We start from the raw sequence: 16,545 nt of genomic DNA, 5'->3' as shown, positions 1-16,545 counted from the left end.
CTTCCCATGAGCATCTGCGGCATCGAAATCAAAGGCAGCGAAGCCATCTTCGCCATCGCCACCCTGCAAGACGGCACGCTGCAACACCAGGCGGTCGCCTGCAAGAAAATCGCCCTGGACGACGATGACGAAGCCGCCAACGTCAAGGCCTTCGCCAGCCAGGTCGGCGCTTTCGTGCGCGACCACGGCATCCAGCGCATCGCCATCAAGAAACGCAGCAAGAAAGGCGAATTCGCCGGCGGCCCGACCACCTTCAAGATCGAAGGCGTGTTCCAGCTGCTGGATGGCTGCGAGGTGACCCTGCTGTCGCCGCAGACCCTCAACGCCCAGCACAAGAAGCACAACTTCGACCTGCCGGCGACGCTGAACAAGTATCAGCATGAGGCGTACAAGGCAGCCTGCGCGGCGTTGCTGAAGAAATAAGCCTGACTTGCTCGCGATGCAGACAACGCGCGGCGTCAGACAGGCCGCCATCGCGGGCAAGGACTGGGCGTCCCCCCCTGCTCCTACAGGATCAAGTGGGTCAGGCCTTCTGGCTCTGCCGCCGATCTTCCCGCGGACACTGGGCAAACCGCGCGCGGTAGCTGCGGGTGAAATACGAGGGTGACTCGAAACCGCAGGCAATGCTGACCTCCAGCACGCTCATGTCGGTCTGGCGCAGCAGTTGCCGGGCTTTCTCCAGGCGCAGGCCCAGGTAGAAATTGCTCGGGGTGTCGTTCAGGTGCAGGCGGAACAGGCGTTCGAGCTGGCGCCGGGTGACCTTGATCGACTCGGCCAGTTGCAGGGTACTCAGGGGCGGCTCGCTGTGCTGCTCCATCTCGCCGATCACCTGCACCAGTTTCTTGTTGCGGATGCCGTAGCGGGTGGCGACTTCCATGCGCTGGTGGTCCTTGCGCGGGCGGATGCGCCCGAGCACGAACTGTTCGCTAACCCGGATCGCCAGTTCCGGGCCGTGGGCCTGGCCGATCAGGTCGAGCATCATGTCGATTGACGCGGTGCCGCCGGCCGAGGTGATGCGTCGCCGGTCGATCTCGAACAATTCCTGGGTCACGCTGAGCTGGGGATAAGACTCCTTGAACGCCTCGATCGCTTCCCAGTGCAGGGTCACGCGGTGGCCTTCGAGCAGCCCGGCTTCGGCCAGGATCACGCTGCCGGTGTCGATGCCGCCCAGGGTCACGCCCTCCACATCCAGGCGGCGCAACCAGTGCGCCAGCGCCGGGCTGGCGAACTTCAGCGGCTCGAAGCCGGCCACCACCAGCAAGGTCGCGCCTTTCTTCAGCGGCTCCAGCGCGGCATCGGCGTTGACCGACATGCCGTTGCTCGCCAGGACCGCGCCGCCGTCGGCGCTCAGCACATGCCAGCGGTACAGCTCGCCGCGAAAGCGATTGGCCACGCGCAGCGGTTCGATGGCCGAGATGAAGCCGATGGCCGAGAAGCCGGGCATCAGCAAGAAGTAGAAATCCTGGGACATGGGACGCACTCGGGTGACGGGCAGCGTGGCCCCTGTGATACGCCGTTTCCGTGGCGTGTTCAAGACACAAGGTCGCTGCAGTGCAAGAGCCGGTCGCCGCTGTGCGTTTTCGCCCCTCGCCAGCTGCGTAACGTGGCATCACCGGCGCACAAAGACGCCGGAACTCACAATAACGACCTGCCGAGGAAACCCTCATGAAACGACTGATCAGCAGCTGTGTTCTTGCACTCAGCGGTACCGTCTTTCTCAGCTCGGGCGCCATGGCCGCCGACGCCGCCAGTTGCCAGAACGTGCGCCTGGGCGTGGTCAACTGGACCGACGTGATCGCCACCAGTGCCATGGCCCAGGTCCTGCTCGACGGCCTCGGCTACAAGACCAAGCAGACCAGCGCCTCGCAGCAGATCATTTTCGCCGGCATCCGCGACCAGCGCCTGGACCTGTTCCTGGGCTACTGGAACCCGCTGATGACCCAGACCATCACCCCGTTCGTCGACGCCAAGCAGGTCAAGGTCCTGGCCGAGCCGAGCCTCAAGGACGCCCGCGCCACCCTCGCGGTGCCGACTTACCTGGCCGACAAGGGCCTGAAGACCTTCGCCGACATCGCCAGGTTCGAGAAAGAACTGGGCGGCAAGATCTACGGCATCGAGCCCGGCTCAGGCGCCAATACGCAGATCAAGGCCATGATCACCAAGAACCAGTTCGGCCTGGGCAAATTCCAGCTGGTGGAGTCCAGCGAGGCCGGCATGCTCGCCGCGGTCGATCGCGCCGTGCGGCGCAAGGAAGCCGTGGTGTTCTTCGGTTGGGCGCCGCACCCGATGAACGTCAATGTGCAGATGACCTACCTCACCGGCAGCGACGACGCCCTGGGCCCGAACGAAGGCATGGCCACCGTGTGGACCGTCACCGCGCCAACCTACGCCCAGCAGTGCCCGAACGTAAGCCGGCTGCTGAGCAACCTGACCTTCAGCGCCGAGGACGAGAGCCGCATGATGCAACCGCTGCTCGACCACAAGGACGCCCTGGAATCGGCCAGGCAATGGCTGGCCGACCACCCGCAGGATAAGGACCGCTGGCTCGAAGGCGTGACCACCTTCGACGGCAAGCCGGCCGCCGACAACCTCAAACTCACCAGTAAATAACCGACCCGGACTCCCTCTGCGCAGCACCAACCGGCTGCGCAGCGACCCACCACGCCTGTAAGGAACCGCACCATGAACCACGACGTCATCATCACCTGCGCACTCACCGGTGCTGGCGACACGACCGCCAAGAGCCCGCACGTGCCGGTCACCCCGAAACAGATTGCCGCCGCCGCGGTGGAAGCGGCCAAGGCCGGCGCCACGGTGGTCCACTGCCATGTGCGCGACCCGCAGACCGGCAAGTTCAGCCGCGACGTGGCGCTGTACCGCGAAGTGATGGAGCGCATCCGCGAGGCGGACATCGACATTATCGTCAACCTCACCGCCGGCATGGGCGGCGACCTGGAGATCGGCGCCGGCGAGAACCCGATGGAGTTCGGCCCGAACACCGACCTGGTCGGCCCCCTGACCCGCCTGGCCCACGTCGAGGAACTGCTGCCGGAAATCTGCACCCTGGACTGCGGCACCCTGAACTTCGGCGACGGCGACACCATTTACGTGTCCACCCCGGCGCAACTGCGAGCCGGCGCCAAGCGCATCCAGGAACTGGGGGTCAAGGCCGAGCTGGAAATCTTCGACACCGGCCACCTGTGGTTCGCCAAGCAGATGATCAAGGAAGGCCTGCTGGACGACCCGCTGTTCCAGCTGTGCCTGGGCATTCCCTGGGGCGCGCCGGCCGACACCACCACCATGAAAGCCATGGTCGACAACCTGCCGCCGGACGCGGTCTGGGCCGGCTTCGGCATCGGCCGCATGCAGATGCCGATGGCCGCGCAAGCGGTGCTGCTGGGCGGCAACGTGCGGGTTGGCCTGGAAGACAACCTGTGGCTCGACAAGGGCGTGCTGGCGACCAACGGCCAACTGGTGGAGCGCGCCGGCGAGATCCTCAGCCGCCTGGGCGCCCGCGTCCTGACCCCGGCCGAGGGCCGGGCCAGGATGGGCCTGAAAAAGCGCGGATAACCGCCTCCGCCTTGTAGCCGCTGCCGAGCCCGCGAGGCTGCGCACGGCTGCAACGCAGTCGCCACAACGGCAACCGCGAGTTACCTGACACCCCGCGCCGTCCGGTTTTACGACGGCTTCGCCGCCGGACGCAGCCTCGCGTTGCTCGGCAGCGGCTACAGATACGCTCACCTTTAACCTTCAGGAAGTTGCCATGAGCTTTATCACCGAAATCAAAACCTTCGCCGCCCTGGGCAGCGGTGTCATCGGCAGCGGCTGGGTGTCCCGCGCCCTCGCCCATGGCCTGGACGTGGTGGCCTGGGACCCGGCGCCCGGCGCCGAGGCGGCCTTGCGCAAGCGCGTGGCCAATGCCTGGGGCGCCCTGGAGCAACAAGGCCTGGCACCGGGCGCCTCGCAGGACCGCCTGCGGTTCGTGGCGACCATCGAGGAGTGCGTGAAAGACGCCGATTTCATCCAGGAAAGCGCGCCGGAGCGCCTGGAGCTGAAACTCGACCTGCACGCCAAGATCAGCGCCGCGGCCAAGCCCGATGCGTTGATCGGCTCCAGCACCTCCGGCCTGTTGCCCAGCGAATTCTACGAGGGTTCGACCCACCCGGAACGCTGCGTGGTCGGCCACCCGTTCAACCCGGTGTACCTGCTGCCGCTGGTGGAAGTGGTCGGCGGCCGGAACACCGCGCCGGAGGCGATCCAGGCCGCGATCAAGGTCTACGAATCCCTCGGCATGCGCCCGCTGCACGTGCGCAAGGAAGTCCCGGGGTTTATCGCCGACCGTCTTCTGGAAGCGCTGTGGCGCGAGGCCCTGCACCTGGTCAACGATGGCGTGGCCACCACCGGCGAGATCGACGACGCGATCCGCTTCGGCGCCGGCCTGCGCTGGTCGTTCATGGGTACCTTCCTGACCTACACCCTGGCCGGGGGCGATGCCGGCATGCGCCACTTCATGGCCCAGTTCGGCCCGGCCCTCCAGCTGCCGTGGACCTACCTGCCGGCGCCGGAATTGACCGACAAGCTGATCGACGACGTGGTCGAAGGCACCACCGAGCAGCTCGGCACCCACAGCATTTCGGCCCTGGAGCGCTATCGTGACGACTGCCTGCTGGCCGTGCTCGACGCGGTGAAAGCCACCAAGGCCAAGCATGGCATGAGCTTCAGCGAGTAATTTCTGACGTTCCCTGTAGCCGCTGCCGTAGGCTGCGATCGGCTCCGAAGGAGACGCGCTCTTGCGGCCCTCGGAAGGCTCTTCGAGCCTTTTCGCAGCCTGCGGCAGCGGCTACAGGGTTTCAGCCCACCATTTTCGTGAGCCATGACATGCCCGCACTCACCACCTACAGCACCCGCATCAGCCCCGACTGGGTCGATTACAACGGCCACCTGCGGGACGCCTTCTACCTGCTGATTTTCAGCTACGCCACCGACGCCTTGATGGACCGTCTCGGCCTGGACAGCGACAACCGCGAAGCCAGCGGCCACTCGCTGTTCACCCTGGAGCTGCACCTCAATTACCTGCACGAGGTGAAGCTCGACACCGAGGTCGAGGTCCGCACGCAGATCATCGGCCACGACCGCAAACGCCTGCACCTGTACCACAGCCTGTACAAGATCGGCGACGACCTGGAGCTGGCCGGCAACGAACAGATGCTGCTCCACGTCGACCTCGCCGGCCCGCGTTCGGCGCCGTTCAGCGAAGCCGTCCTGCAACGTTTGCAGGCCATCGCCGCGGAACAAGCTGACCTCCCCGCCCCGGCCTGGATCGGTCGAGTGATAGCCCTGCCGCCGGAAAAATAAACACCCAAAAAAAGGAGCGCACCGTGAATACCGCCACCGCTTTTGCCGACTTTCGCCGTTATCCGTTGATCAGCGCGTTGACCGCCGTACAAGCCTTGGCGGACCGTGTTCAGGTGCAGTGGGCCGACGGCCGCGCCAGCCCCTTCCATCACCAGTGGCTGCGCGACAACTGCCCTTGTCCGCAGTGCGTCTACAGCGTGACCCGCGAGCAGGTGCTGGAGATCGTCGACGTCGCCGAAGAGCTCGCACCGACCGCCAGCCGCATCGACGCCCAGGGTTGCCTGAGCGTCGACTGGCAGGACGGCCACCAGAGCCGCTTCGACCCGGGCTGGCTGCGGGCCCACGCCTATGACGACGCCAGTCGCGCCGAACGCCGCGCGCGCCGCCCCCAGAGCCAGCTGTGGGACAGCCACCTGCCACTGCCGGTGTTCGACTACCAGGCGCTGCAGGACGATCCGCAGGCGCTGTTGCAATGGCTGCTGGCGCTGCGCGACGTCGGCCTTACCCAGGTCCGCGGCGTGCCCACCGAACCGGGTTCGCTGGCCGAGGTCGCGCGGCGCATTTCGTTTATCCGCGAGAGCAATTTCGGCGTGCTATTCAACGTGCAATCCAAGGCCGATGCCGACAGCAATGCCTACACCGCCTTCAACCTGCCGCTGCACACCGACCTGCCGACCCGCGAGCTGCAACCGGGCCTGCAATTCCTGCACTGCCTGGTGAACGACGCCGAGGGCGGCGAAAGCATCTTCGTCGACGGTTTCGCCATCGCCGACGCCCTGCGCCGCGAAGACCCCGAGGCATTCCGCGCGCTGTGCGAGATCCCCGTGGAGTTTCGCAACAAGGACCGCCACAGCGACTACCGCTGCCTGGCGCCGGTGATCGCCCTGAACGCGGTGGGCGAGGTCGCGGAGATCCGCATGGCCAACTTCCTGCGCGGGCCGTTCGAGGCCTCGGTGGACGACATGCCCCGGCTCTACCGCGCCTATCGACGCTTTATCGCCATGACCCGCGAAGCGCGCTTTCGCCTGGTCCGACGCCTCGCGCCCGGCGAGCTGTGGTGCTTCGACAACCGCCGTACCCTGCACGCGCGCAACGCCTTCGACCCCGCCAGCGGCGCGCGGCATTTCCAGGGTTGCTACATCGACCGCGACGAGCTGTTGTCGCGGATCCTGGTGTTGCAGCGTTAGACCGCGTCGCGTCAATCGCGAGCAAGCTCGCTCCTACAAGTTCGGCGGCGTTCGCGGAAACGACGGCGTACCCCTGCAGGAGCGAGCTTGCTCGCGAAAAAATGGCCCAGGCGCCACCTTTCTCCAGGCAAAAAAAGACCCCGGTCAAGCCGTGACAGGACCGGGGCTGAGGAGGGTTTCTGAGGAGCCGACACGAGGGTGACCAAACCTTCGATGACCGAGCTTGCGTCCAGTGTGCACAGTCGCCCATGCCGCAAGTTAGCCGAAAACGACCTGTTCATAGGCATCCCGGACATTGCGACAAATCGCCCTTGCCGACGGTCTGGACGGCTACCAGAATCGACCCACGACCACGCTCCCTGAACAAGGATAAGAGTCATGATGCACGCGGATCTGATTGACCAGGACGACCTGCTCGGCCAACTCCGGGCCCTGGGTTTCGAAATGCCGGCCGGCGCCACCGCCGACCAGGCCTGCGAGTGCGCGGTGCGCGGCTTGAGCGATGCCCGGGCCAAGGCCCTCAAGGGCATGGTCGAGCAGATGCTCACCGGTAACGCGACCATCCTCCCGGCCGTGCGCCAGGCCATCGACAAACAGCTGTTGCCGGCCCTGGCCCACTTCCAGAGCAGCCGCGCCTGAGCCTTCGCCGGGAGGCGCTCCCGGGGTAGAGTGCGGTTCTTCTGACAGGTGGAGCCGCTCCCATGATTCGTATCGAACCTTGCCAGTCGGCCCGTCAAGCGGGCTGGCTGGCGCTGCGCCAGGCACTCTGGCCGCATTGCCCGGCCCAGGAACACCAGGACGAAATCGCCGACCTTTTCAACAACCCGCAGCGCTATCTCAACCTGTTGGCCTACACCGCCGATGGCCTGCCCGTGGGGTTGGCCGAAGCCTCGTTGCGCCGCGACTACGTCAACGGCACCGAACATTCGCCGGTGGTGTTCCTGGAAGGTTTGTACGTCAGCGCCGAACAACGCCGCCAGGGCATTGCCGAGCGGCTGATCGAGGCCGTCGCCCACTGGGGACGCGAGCAAGGCTGCGTGGAGATGGCATCGGACACCGGCCTGGAAAACCTGGCGAGCCAGGCCGTGCACAAGGCGCTCGGTTTCGCGGAAACCGAGCGCGTCGTGTACTTCAAGAAAACCCTCTGACTACAGCCGGACGCTGGCGAAGGTCGATTCGTTGCGCGCCTGGCTCAGCGAGGACATCGGCCCGGCCAACACCAGCGCCTGCGGGATCGGCATCATCGCCACCTGCTGGGCAGTATTGGAACCCACGCGCTCGTCGCGCGGCGGAATGCCGAAGTATTCGCGGTAGCACTTGGAGAAGTGCGGCGTGGACACGAAGCCGCAGACCGAGGCCACTTCGATGATCGACATCGGCGTCTGCTTGAGCAATTGGCGGGCGCGGATCAGCCGCAGCTTCAGGTAGTAGCGCGACGGCGAGCAGTGCAGGTATTTCTGGAACAGCCTCTCCAGCTGCCGGCGCGACACCGAGACGTAGACCGCCAGTTCGTCGAGGTCGATCGGCTCTTCCAGGTTGGCTTCCATCAGCGCGACGATTTCCTGCAACTTCGGCTGGTTGGTGCCGAGCATGTGCTTGAGCGGCACGCGCTGGTGGTCCTGCTCGTTGCGGATACGCTCGTAGACGAACATTTCCGAGATCGCCGCCGACAGTTCGCGGCCGTGATCGCGGCTGATCAGATGCAGCATCATGTCCAGCGGCGCGGTGCCGCCGGAGCTGGTGAAACGGTTGCGGTCGAGGGTGAACAGGCGCGTGCTCATGGCCACCCGCGGGAAGGCTTCCTGCATCGAGGCCAGGCATTCCCAGTGCACGCTGCAATCGAAGCCGTCGAGCAGGCCGGCGCAGGCCAGGGCCCAGCTGCCGGTGCAGACCGCGCCGAGACGGCGCGACTGGCGCGCCTGGCTCTGCAGCCACGACACATGCTCGCGGGTCACGGTACGTTGAATGCCGATGCCGCCGCAGACGATCACGGTGTCCAGGGCAGGCGCTTTGTGCATGGAGGCGTCGGGGGTGATCTGCAGACCGTCGCTGGCCCAGACCTGGCCGCCGTCGGCGGTGAGGGTGCTCCAGCGATACAGCTCGCGGCCGGACAACTGGTTGGCCATGCGCAGCGGTTCGACCGCGGAAGCCAGGGAAATCAGCGTGAAATTGTCCAGCAGCAGAAAGCCGATGGATTGAGGCGCACGGTTCTGGGGCTGCGCCCCGGAGTTGAACGACGTCATCGCAGTATCTCCTCACACAAAGCGGGTGATGGCCTCAGGCGGAGGCTCTTGTTATTGCCATCGTTCTCACGTGGGAGACGGGCTTTGTGATGACAGAGCAATTGCCATGCCTAAAGTTGAATGGCCATTCAATAACTCCTGAAAACGACGTCGCGATGCGTCTATATAAGCCGCGCGCAATGTATGGGTTATAAGCGTCGAATCGTACGTAGGGAGCCCTGGCCCGGTGGCCGTGAGCAAATCGGTAGCACTTGTGGGAACGGCGAGGAACGTCCCGCGAAAAGAGTGTCACCGCAAGCACAGTCGGGCGCATCCCGAGAGCAGGCGAAAAACCTGACCGTTGCAGGCGGCGACTTGCCTGTTTGCGACGCGCCAAAAGGTGGCGCGGGTGTCGCTGGGTGTTCAATTTATGCGCAGCGGATTGGCGATGGCGGTGAACTATCCGACGTCATCGCGAGCAAGCTCGCTCCTACAGGTCTGCATTGCTCGCGATGGGCCGCGCAGCGGCCCTTAAAACCTCAACACTCGACCGCGCTGACCGCCAACCCGCCGCGGGAGGTTTCCTTGTATTTGTCGTGCATGTCGGCGCCGGTATCGCGCATGGTGCGGATCACCCGGTCCAGGGAAATGAAGTGCTGGCCGTCGCCGCGCAGGGCCATTTGCGCGGCGTTGATGGCTTTCACCGCGGCAATCGCGTTGCGCTCGATGCACGGCACCTGCACCAGGCCGCCGACCGGGTCGCAGGTCAGGCCGAGGTTATGCTCCAGGCCGATTTCCGCGGCGTTGCACAGTTGCTCCGGCGACGCGCCGAGGATCTCCGCCAACCCGGCGGCGGCCATCGCGCAGGCCGAGCCGACCTCGCCCTGGCAACCGACTTCGGCGCCGGAGATCGAGGCGTTCTTCTTGCACAGGATGCCCACCGCCGCCGCGCCGAGGAAGAAATCCACCACGTTGGCGTCGGTGACCTCTTCGCTGAAACGCATGAAGTAATGCAGCACCGCCGGAATGATCCCCGCCGCGCCGTTGGTCGGCGCCGTCACCATGCGCCCGCCGGCGGCGTTCTCTTCATTGACCGCCAGGGCGTACAGGTTGACCCACTCCATGGCGCTCAGGGTCGAGCCGATCACATTGGGTTTGTTCAATTCCTGCAAGCTGCGGTGCAGCTTGGCCGCGCGGCGCCGCACGTTCAGGCCGCCCGGCAAGATGCCTTCATGCTTCAGGCCATGCTCGACGCAGTCCTGCATGGCTTGCCAGAGCTTCATCAGGCCGCCGCGGATTTCCTCCTCCGAACGCCAGACCAACTCGTTGGCCATCATCAGCTCGGCCACCCGCAGGTTGTGCTTCTGGCACAGGCTCAACAGCTCCACGGCGCTGGAAAAGTCATAGGGCAATTCGGTGCGGTCCAGATCGACCACGCCGCTGCTGGCCTGGGCCTGGTCGACGACAAAACCGCCGCCCACGGAATAATAGGTATCGCGGTACAGCTCCCCGGCTTCGCCTTCGGCCACCAGGGTCATGGCGTTGGGGTGGAACGGCAGGTTCTCGTCGAGCAGCAGCATGTCGCGCGCCCAGACGAAAGGAATCGGCAGGCGGTTGTCGAGTTGCAGGGTGTCGGTTTCGCGCAGGGTCTGGATGCGGCTGCCGATCTGCGACGGGTCGATCGCGTCCGGCCATTCGCCCATCAAGCCCATGATCACCGCGCTGTCGCTGCCGTGACCGATGCCGGTCGCCGACAGCGAACCGTAGAGCCGGACCTCGACGCGCCGCACCTGCTCGAGCAGGCCTTTTTCGCCCAGCGCCCGGACGAACAACGCCGCGGCGCGCATGGGCCCGACGGTGTGCGAACTGGAGGGGCCGATGCCGATTTTGAACAGGTCGAAAACGCTGATTGCCATGACTGCAAGACTCCTCGATGAGCACACTCCGGGCGGCCAGGCGCCCGGTGACGGAGCTGCTACGCTCAAGCTGCAATCCGCCGAGATACGCGCATCATCCGGTTTTTGCGCGGTCGTTCGACGTCTCACACCGACTCACTCATGCCCACCAACGCCGTGGCCTGCCGACCTCCGGTTTCGGCCGTTTTTTTGCGGTTCAGAGGGGTAAAAAGTGCTGAAAAAAGCTGTAAGCGACCTCACCGACACTGGATGCGACCCTCCCTGTACTGGATACGACGCACCCTGTAGGCGACAGATTTTCACTGGTACATGATCAGTCTCGACTCGATTGCAAGGCACTGTGGTAGAGCTGTCCCACTCGCCCCAACCGCAATACTTATAAGTGCGGTCACACCGCCAGAAAACACCCAGGAGTCCACCCCATGAAAGGTTCCCCGTCGTTGTTGTTGGCCGCCATGCTGAGTCTGCCGTTTCTGGCGCACGCCGCAGAACCGGCACAGTGCAGTACCGTAAACTTCTCCGATGTCGGCTGGACCGACATCACTGTCACCACCGCGACCACCAGCGTCGTCCTCGAGGCACTGGGCTACAAGACCAAGACCACGATGATTTCCGTGCCGGTGACCTACAAGTCCCTGGCCGACGGCAAGAACATGGACGTGTTCCTCGGCAACTGGATGCCGACCATGGAAAACGACATCAAGCCCTACCGCGATGCCGGCACCGTGGCCACCCTGCGCGCCAACCTGGAAAACGCCAAGTACACCCTGGCGGTCCCGGAAGAGCTGTACAACAAGGGCCTGAAAGACTTCGCCGATATCGCCAAGTTCAAGAAGGAACTGGACGGCAAGATCTACGGCATCGAGCCGGGCAACGACGGCAACCGCATGATCCAGAGCATGATCGACAAGAACGCCTTCGGCCTCAAGGACGCCGGCTTCAAGGTGGTCGAGTCCAGCGAGGCCGGCATGCTCTCGCAAGTCGAACGCGCGCAACGGCGCAGCACCGCGGTGGTGTTCCTGGGCTGGGAACCGCACCCGATGAACACCCGCTTCAAGATGAAATACCTGACCGGCGGCGACGAGTTCTTCGGCCCGAACTACGGCCAGGCGACCATCTATACCAACACCCGCAAGGGCTACGCCGAGGAATGCAGCAACGTGGGCCAGTTGCTGAAGAACCTGTCGTTCACCCTGAACATGGAAAGCACCCTGATGGGCAACGTCCTGGACGACAAGATGAAGCCTGAAGCCGCCGCCAAGGCCTGGTTGCAGAAAAACCCCGAGGTACTCGATACCTGGCTCGCTGGCGTGACCACCATTGACGGAAAACCAGGCCTGGAGGCCGTGAAAGCCAAGCTGGCGCAGGCTAATTAAGTAACTCGCTTATGCCGGGCGGGCTTGCCCGCCCGGGCTGTTTATTCCTTGCATGCGGACGTTCAATACCATGCTTATTGATCAGAAAATCCCTCTAGGCCAGTACATCGCTGCCTTCGTCGAATGGTTGACGCAACACGGCGCCAACATTTTCGATGCGATCGCATCGACCCTGGAAACGATGATCCACGGCGTGACGTTTGCGCTGACCTGGTTCAACCCACTGGCCCTGATCGGCCTGATTGCCTTGCTCGCGCACGTCATCCAACGCAAGTGGGGCCTGACGGTCTTCGTGATTGCTTCCTTCCTGCTGATCCTCAACCTGGGTTACTGGCAGGAAACCATGGAAACCCTGGCCCAAGTGCTGTTCGCCACCCTGGTCTGCGTGGTCATCGGCGTGCCGCTGGGCATCGTCGCCGCGCACAAGCCGATGTTCTACACCATGATGCGTCCGGTGCTCGATCTGATGCAGACCGTACCGACCTTCGTCTACCTCATTCCTACCCTGACCCTGTTCGGTCTGGGTGTGGTGCCCGGCCTGATCTCTACGGTGGTGTTCGCGATTGCCGCGCCCATCCGCCTGACCTACCTGGGTATCCGCGATGTTCCACAAGAGCTGATGGACGCCGGCAAAGCCTTTGGCTGCTCGCGCCGTCAGTTGTTGTCGCGCATCGAACTGCCCCACGCCATGCCGAGCATCGCCGCCGGTATCACCCAGTGCATCATGCTGTCGTTGTCGATGGTGGTGATCGCTGCCCTGGTGGGCGCCGACGGCCTGGGCAAACCCGTGGTCAACGCACTGAACACCGCCGATATCGCCCTGGGCTTCGAAGCAGGCCTGGCAATCGTCCTGCTGGCAATCATGCTCGACCGCATCTGCAAACAACCCGAAGGCAAAGTAGGGGGTGACGCATGAGCATAATCCGCTTCGATAACGTCGACGTTATCTTCTCCAAGGACCCACGCGAGGCGCTCAAGCTGCTGGACCAGGGCATGACCCGCAACGAGATCCTGAAAAAGACCGGGCTGATCGTCGGCGTGGAAAAGGCCAGCCTGGACATCGAGAAAGGCGAAATCTGCGTGCTGATGGGCCTCTCCGGCTCCGGCAAGTCGAGCCTGCTGCGTTGCATCAACGGCCTCAACACCGTCAGCCGCGGCAAGCTGTTCGTCGAGCATGAAGGCAAGCAGATCGATATCGCCTCCTGCACCCCGGCGGAACTGAAAATGATGCGTACCAAGCGCATCGCCATGGTGTTCCAGAAGTTCGCCCTGATGCCCTGGCTGACCGTTCGCGAAAACATCAGCTTCGGCCTGGAGATGCAGGGCCGTCCGGAGAAGGAACGGCGCAAGCTGGTGGACGAGAAACTCGAACTGGTGGGCCTGACCCAGTGGCGCAACAAGAAGCCCGACGAATTGTCCGGCGGCATGCAGCAACGGGTCGGCCTGGCCCGCGCCCTGGCGATGGACGCCGACATCCTGCTGATGGACGAACCCTTCTCGGCCCTCGATCCGCTGATCCGCCAGGGCCTGCAGGACGAACTGCTGGAACTGCAACGCAAGCTGAGCAAGACCATCGTGTTCGTCAGCCACGACCTGGACGAAGCCCTGAAACTGGGCAGCCGCATCGCCATCATGAAAGACGGCCGGATCATCCAGTACAGCAAGCCGGAAGAGATCGTGCTGAACCCGGCGGACGACTATGTGCGCACCTTCGTCGCCCATACCAACCCGCTCAACGTGCTCTGCGGCCGCAGCCTGATGCGTACCCTGGACAACTGCAAGCGCATCAACGGTTCGGTGTGCCTGGACCCGGGCGGCGACTCCTGGCTGGACCTGGCCGAAGGCAACACCATCAAGGGCGCGCGCCAGAACGGCGCCAGCCTCGACCTGCAGAACTGGGTGCCGGGCCAGGCGGTGGAAGGCCTGGGGCGCAAGCCGACCCTGGTGGACTCGAACATCGGCATGCGCGACGCGCTGCAGATCCGCTACCAGACCGGCAACAAACTGGTGCTGCACGACAACAACAAAGTGGTGGGGATTCTCGGCGACAGCGAGCTCTACCACGCGCTGCTCGGCAAGAACCTGGGCTGACAGCGACACGCAAACAAAAACGCCGCGACATCGATCGCGGCGTTTTGTTTATCGGGACCTGCAGGAGCCAGCTTGCTGGCGATGCAGGCACCGCGGTGGGCCAAGGATGACGCTTCGCAACGCGGTGCAGCAGGACTACACCGCATCCTTTACGCCTTAGCTATAAACCCGGCCAAGGAGCTGCCGATGGCTTTCGAACTGATCGAGCACGTCACGGGTGATCTGCTCTTGAGTGAAGCCCATCAAGTCGTATTCCTGGCTGCCGTTGTGCAGGTAGACCTCGGCACGGTAGTAGCGCGCACGCTCTTCCGGCACATCGGCCGATTCGCTCGGCGCCGCCAGGTAGCCGTCCAGGCTCACTTCATAGACAAACGGATTGCCCTCTTCCATCTCGATCCGCACGCCCATGCAGCGCTTGGACTTGCCGAGCAGGGTCTGCACGTCCAGGCCCTGGCTGCGCAACTGGGTCGCGGCTTCTTCCAGGGCAGGCGTCACGTGCTTGTCCATGAACCGCTGGACCACCGCCTGGGTCGGTTGCAGTTCCAGTTGGGTCAGGCGCTCGCTGAAACCGCGACGGCCGCGGGCCGCCAGTTCGGCCTGTTCCTGTTCGATCTGCGTGTCCTGGCGCATGGCCTTGTGCAGGCCGAACATGAAGCACACCAACACCACCGAGAACGGCAGGCCGGCCAGCACCACCATGGTCTGCATGGCCTCGAAGTTACCGGCGAACAGCAAGCCGATGGTCACCAGGGTGATCACCGCCGACCAGAAGATCCGCAGCCAGTGCGGGGCGTCTTCGTCGACGTTGCCGCCCTTGCAGGAAAGGTTGGCCATCATCACCGCGCCGGAGTCGGCCGGGGTCAGGAACAGCACGAAACCGACGAAAATCGACACGCCGATCACCACTTTCGACGCCGGGTAATGATCCAGCAACTGGTAGATCGCCATGGACGGCTGCTCCAGCGCCGTCTTGCCGAGTTCCACCGCGCCGTGGTTCATCACCAGGTCCAGGGCCGAGTTGCCGAACACCGACAGCCAGGCCAGGGTGAAGCCCAGCGGAATCAACAGCACGCCGGCCACCAGTTCGCGCACGGTACGGCCACGGGAAATACGCGCGATGAACATGCCCACGAATGGCGCCCAGGAAATCCACCAGGCCCAGTAGAACAGGGTCCACAGGCCCAGCCAGCGGTCGGACTTGGCGCTGTCGCCTTCGTACACATAGAGGTCGAAAGTCTTGAGCACCACGCCGTTGAGGTAGTCGCCGACGTTCTGCACGAAACCGTTGAGCAGGTGCAGGGTCGGACCGAACAACAGCACGAAGATCAGCAGGCCGCTGAACAGCACGATGTTCAGGTTGGACAGGCGGCGGATACCGTTTTCCACGCCGGATACCGCGGCGATGGTGGCCACGGTGCTCATGACGATGATCACGATCAGCAGGTTGGTGTTGCTGTGTTCCATGCCGAACAGGTTTTCCAGGCCGGACGACACCTGCATCGAGCCGATGCCCAGGTTGGTCACCAGGCCCAGCAGGGTCACGAACATGCCGAAGCCGTCCACCGCGTGGCCGGCCGCGCCCTTGACCCAGCGCTCGCCCACCAGCGGATACAGCGCCGAACGCAACGCCAGCGGCTGGTTGTGGCGATAGGCGAAGTAGGCCACGGCCAGGCCGACCAGGGCGTAGATCGCCCAGCCATGCAGGCCCCAGTGCAGGAACGTCAGTTGCAACGCCTGGCGCGCTGCCAGGTTGCTGCCCGGCACGCCTTCAGGCGGGTTGAAATAGTGGTCCAACGGTTCGGAAGCACCGAAGTACAGCAGCGAGATACCGATACCGGACGAAAACAGCATGCCGGCCCAGGCGCCATAGCTGAAATCCGGGGTGTCTTGCTTGGTCCCCAGCTTGAGCTTGCCGTAGGAGGAAAACGCCAGCCCGACGACGAATACCAGGTAGGCGGCGATCACCACCATGTAGTACCAGCCGAAGCTGCGGGACAGCCAGGCCTGGGCAATGCCGAGCAATCTGCCGGCTTCTTGCGGGGCGGCGATCAGGATGGCAGTCAGCAGCAGGATCAACGCGGTCGAGGTGTAGAACACCCAACCGTTGACCCGCACCTTTTCCGGTGGGGTCTTTATAAGAGAGGCAGAACTCATGGCACAGATGCTCCAGGCAGTGCGAGAGAAGAACGCAAGGCAATGCTCCACCCGACCAATCGGTTAGTTGGCAGCCGACCGACGGGTGATATAAAGACACCCCGAAAAAAGCCCGAACCTGCAGAAGCTGCGTTGAGAACCAGCGTCGAAGGCCTGGTGCAAACATGCAGTTCGTCACCCGGCCTTAAGCGTCTTGCCCATTCAACACATCCGTCCTCACTGGTTCACGCCATGCCCTGCTTGG

At 64.0% G+C, this 16,545-nt stretch carries 15 protein-coding genes; 11 read left to right on the top strand and 4 right to left on the bottom strand.

Annotated elements, in window-relative coordinates; all coding sequences use genetic code 11:
- Positions 1-6: 6 nt before the first annotated feature.
- Positions 7-423 carry a DUF3010 family protein gene (locus tag BTN82_RS30430; protein ID WP_075122692.1) on the top strand — a complete coding sequence of 139 codons (417 nt, stop codon included), beginning with the start codon at positions 7-9 and terminating at the stop codon, positions 421-423.
- A gap of 100 nt (positions 424-523) precedes the next feature.
- Here BTN82_RS30430 and BTN82_RS30425 read toward each other — a convergent pair whose 3' ends face one another.
- Positions 524-1,471 (bottom strand): GlxA family transcriptional regulator, encoded by a 948-nt coding sequence (locus BTN82_RS30425; RefSeq protein ID WP_075122691.1) that lies wholly within the window; start codon positions 1,469-1,471, stop codon positions 524-526.
- A 194-nt stretch (positions 1,472-1,665) separates the two neighbouring features.
- Here BTN82_RS30425 and BTN82_RS30420 point away from each other — a divergent pair, with 194 nt between their 5' ends.
- From BTN82_RS30420 to aac(6'), 7 genes are all read left to right on the top strand, one after another.
- Positions 1,666-2,610 (top strand): choline ABC transporter substrate-binding protein, encoded by a 945-nt coding sequence (locus BTN82_RS30420; RefSeq protein ID WP_075122690.1) that lies wholly within the window; start codon positions 1,666-1,668, stop codon positions 2,608-2,610.
- A 72-nt stretch (positions 2,611-2,682) separates the two neighbouring features.
- Positions 2,683-3,570 (top strand): 3-keto-5-aminohexanoate cleavage protein, encoded by an 888-nt coding sequence (locus BTN82_RS30415; RefSeq protein ID WP_075122689.1) that lies wholly within the window; start codon positions 2,683-2,685, stop codon positions 3,568-3,570.
- A gap of 193 nt (positions 3,571-3,763) precedes the next feature.
- Entirely contained in the window at positions 3,764-4,729 is a 966-nt protein-coding gene (locus tag BTN82_RS30410) for an L-carnitine dehydrogenase (protein WP_075122688.1), read from the top strand.
- Positions 4,730-4,878: 149 nt separating this feature from the next.
- Entirely contained in the window at positions 4,879-5,355 is a 477-nt protein-coding gene (locus BTN82_RS30405; protein WP_075122687.1) for a thioesterase family protein, read from the top strand.
- Positions 5,356-5,378: 23 nt separating this feature from the next.
- Entirely contained in the window at positions 5,379-6,542 is a 1,164-nt protein-coding gene (locus tag BTN82_RS30400) for a gamma-butyrobetaine dioxygenase (RefSeq protein WP_075122686.1), read from the top strand.
- Positions 6,543-6,920: 378 nt separating this feature from the next.
- Entirely contained in the window at positions 6,921-7,181 is a 261-nt protein-coding gene (locus BTN82_RS30395; protein WP_075122685.1) for a hypothetical protein, read from the top strand.
- 62 nt (positions 7,182-7,243) lie between these two features.
- Positions 7,244-7,690 carry an aminoglycoside 6'-N-acetyltransferase gene (gene aac(6') / locus BTN82_RS30390; protein ID WP_075122684.1) on the top strand — a complete coding sequence of 149 codons (447 nt, stop codon included), beginning with the start codon at positions 7,244-7,246 and terminating at the stop codon, positions 7,688-7,690.
- On the opposite strand, the gene BTN82_RS30385 is transcribed toward aac(6'), so the two are convergent.
- Positions 7,691-8,785 carry a GlxA family transcriptional regulator gene (locus BTN82_RS30385; protein ID WP_075122683.1) on the bottom strand — a complete coding sequence of 365 codons (1,095 nt, stop codon included), beginning with the start codon at positions 8,783-8,785 and terminating at the stop codon, positions 7,691-7,693.
- A gap of 518 nt (positions 8,786-9,303) precedes the next feature.
- A complete protein-coding gene (locus tag BTN82_RS30380; RefSeq protein ID WP_075122682.1) occupies positions 9,304-10,680 on the bottom strand; it encodes an L-serine ammonia-lyase in 1,377 nt (458 codons plus the stop codon).
- Positions 10,681-11,102: 422 nt separating this feature from the next.
- Here BTN82_RS30380 and BTN82_RS30375 point away from each other — a divergent pair, with 422 nt between their 5' ends.
- From BTN82_RS30375 to choV, 3 genes are all read left to right on the top strand, one after another.
- Positions 11,103-12,056 (top strand): choline ABC transporter substrate-binding protein, encoded by a 954-nt coding sequence (locus BTN82_RS30375; RefSeq protein WP_075122681.1) that lies wholly within the window; start codon positions 11,103-11,105, stop codon positions 12,054-12,056.
- A gap of 70 nt (positions 12,057-12,126) precedes the next feature.
- Positions 12,127-12,972 carry a choline ABC transporter permease subunit gene (gene choW / locus BTN82_RS30370; protein ID WP_075122680.1) on the top strand — a complete coding sequence of 282 codons (846 nt, stop codon included), beginning with the start codon at positions 12,127-12,129 and terminating at the stop codon, positions 12,970-12,972.
- Entirely contained in the window at positions 12,969-14,147 is a 1,179-nt protein-coding gene (gene choV, locus BTN82_RS30365) for a choline ABC transporter ATP-binding protein (protein ID WP_075122679.1), read from the top strand. Before choW ends, choV begins: the two co-directional genes overlap by 4 nt.
- 156 nt (positions 14,148-14,303) lie before the next feature.
- Here choV and BTN82_RS30360 read toward each other — a convergent pair whose 3' ends face one another.
- Positions 14,304-16,244, bottom strand: a complete 1,941-nt coding sequence (locus BTN82_RS30360) for a BCCT family transporter (protein WP_261793039.1) — start codon at positions 16,242-16,244, stop codon at positions 14,304-14,306.
- Positions 16,245-16,545 lie beyond the last annotated feature (301 nt).

The sequence above is a fragment of the Pseudomonas chlororaphis genome, from assembly GCF_001921865.1.
GTDB lineage: Bacteria > Pseudomonadota > Gammaproteobacteria > Pseudomonadales > Pseudomonadaceae > Aquipseudomonas > Aquipseudomonas chlororaphis_D.
This window is presented reverse-complemented; position numbering and strand designations above follow the sequence as displayed.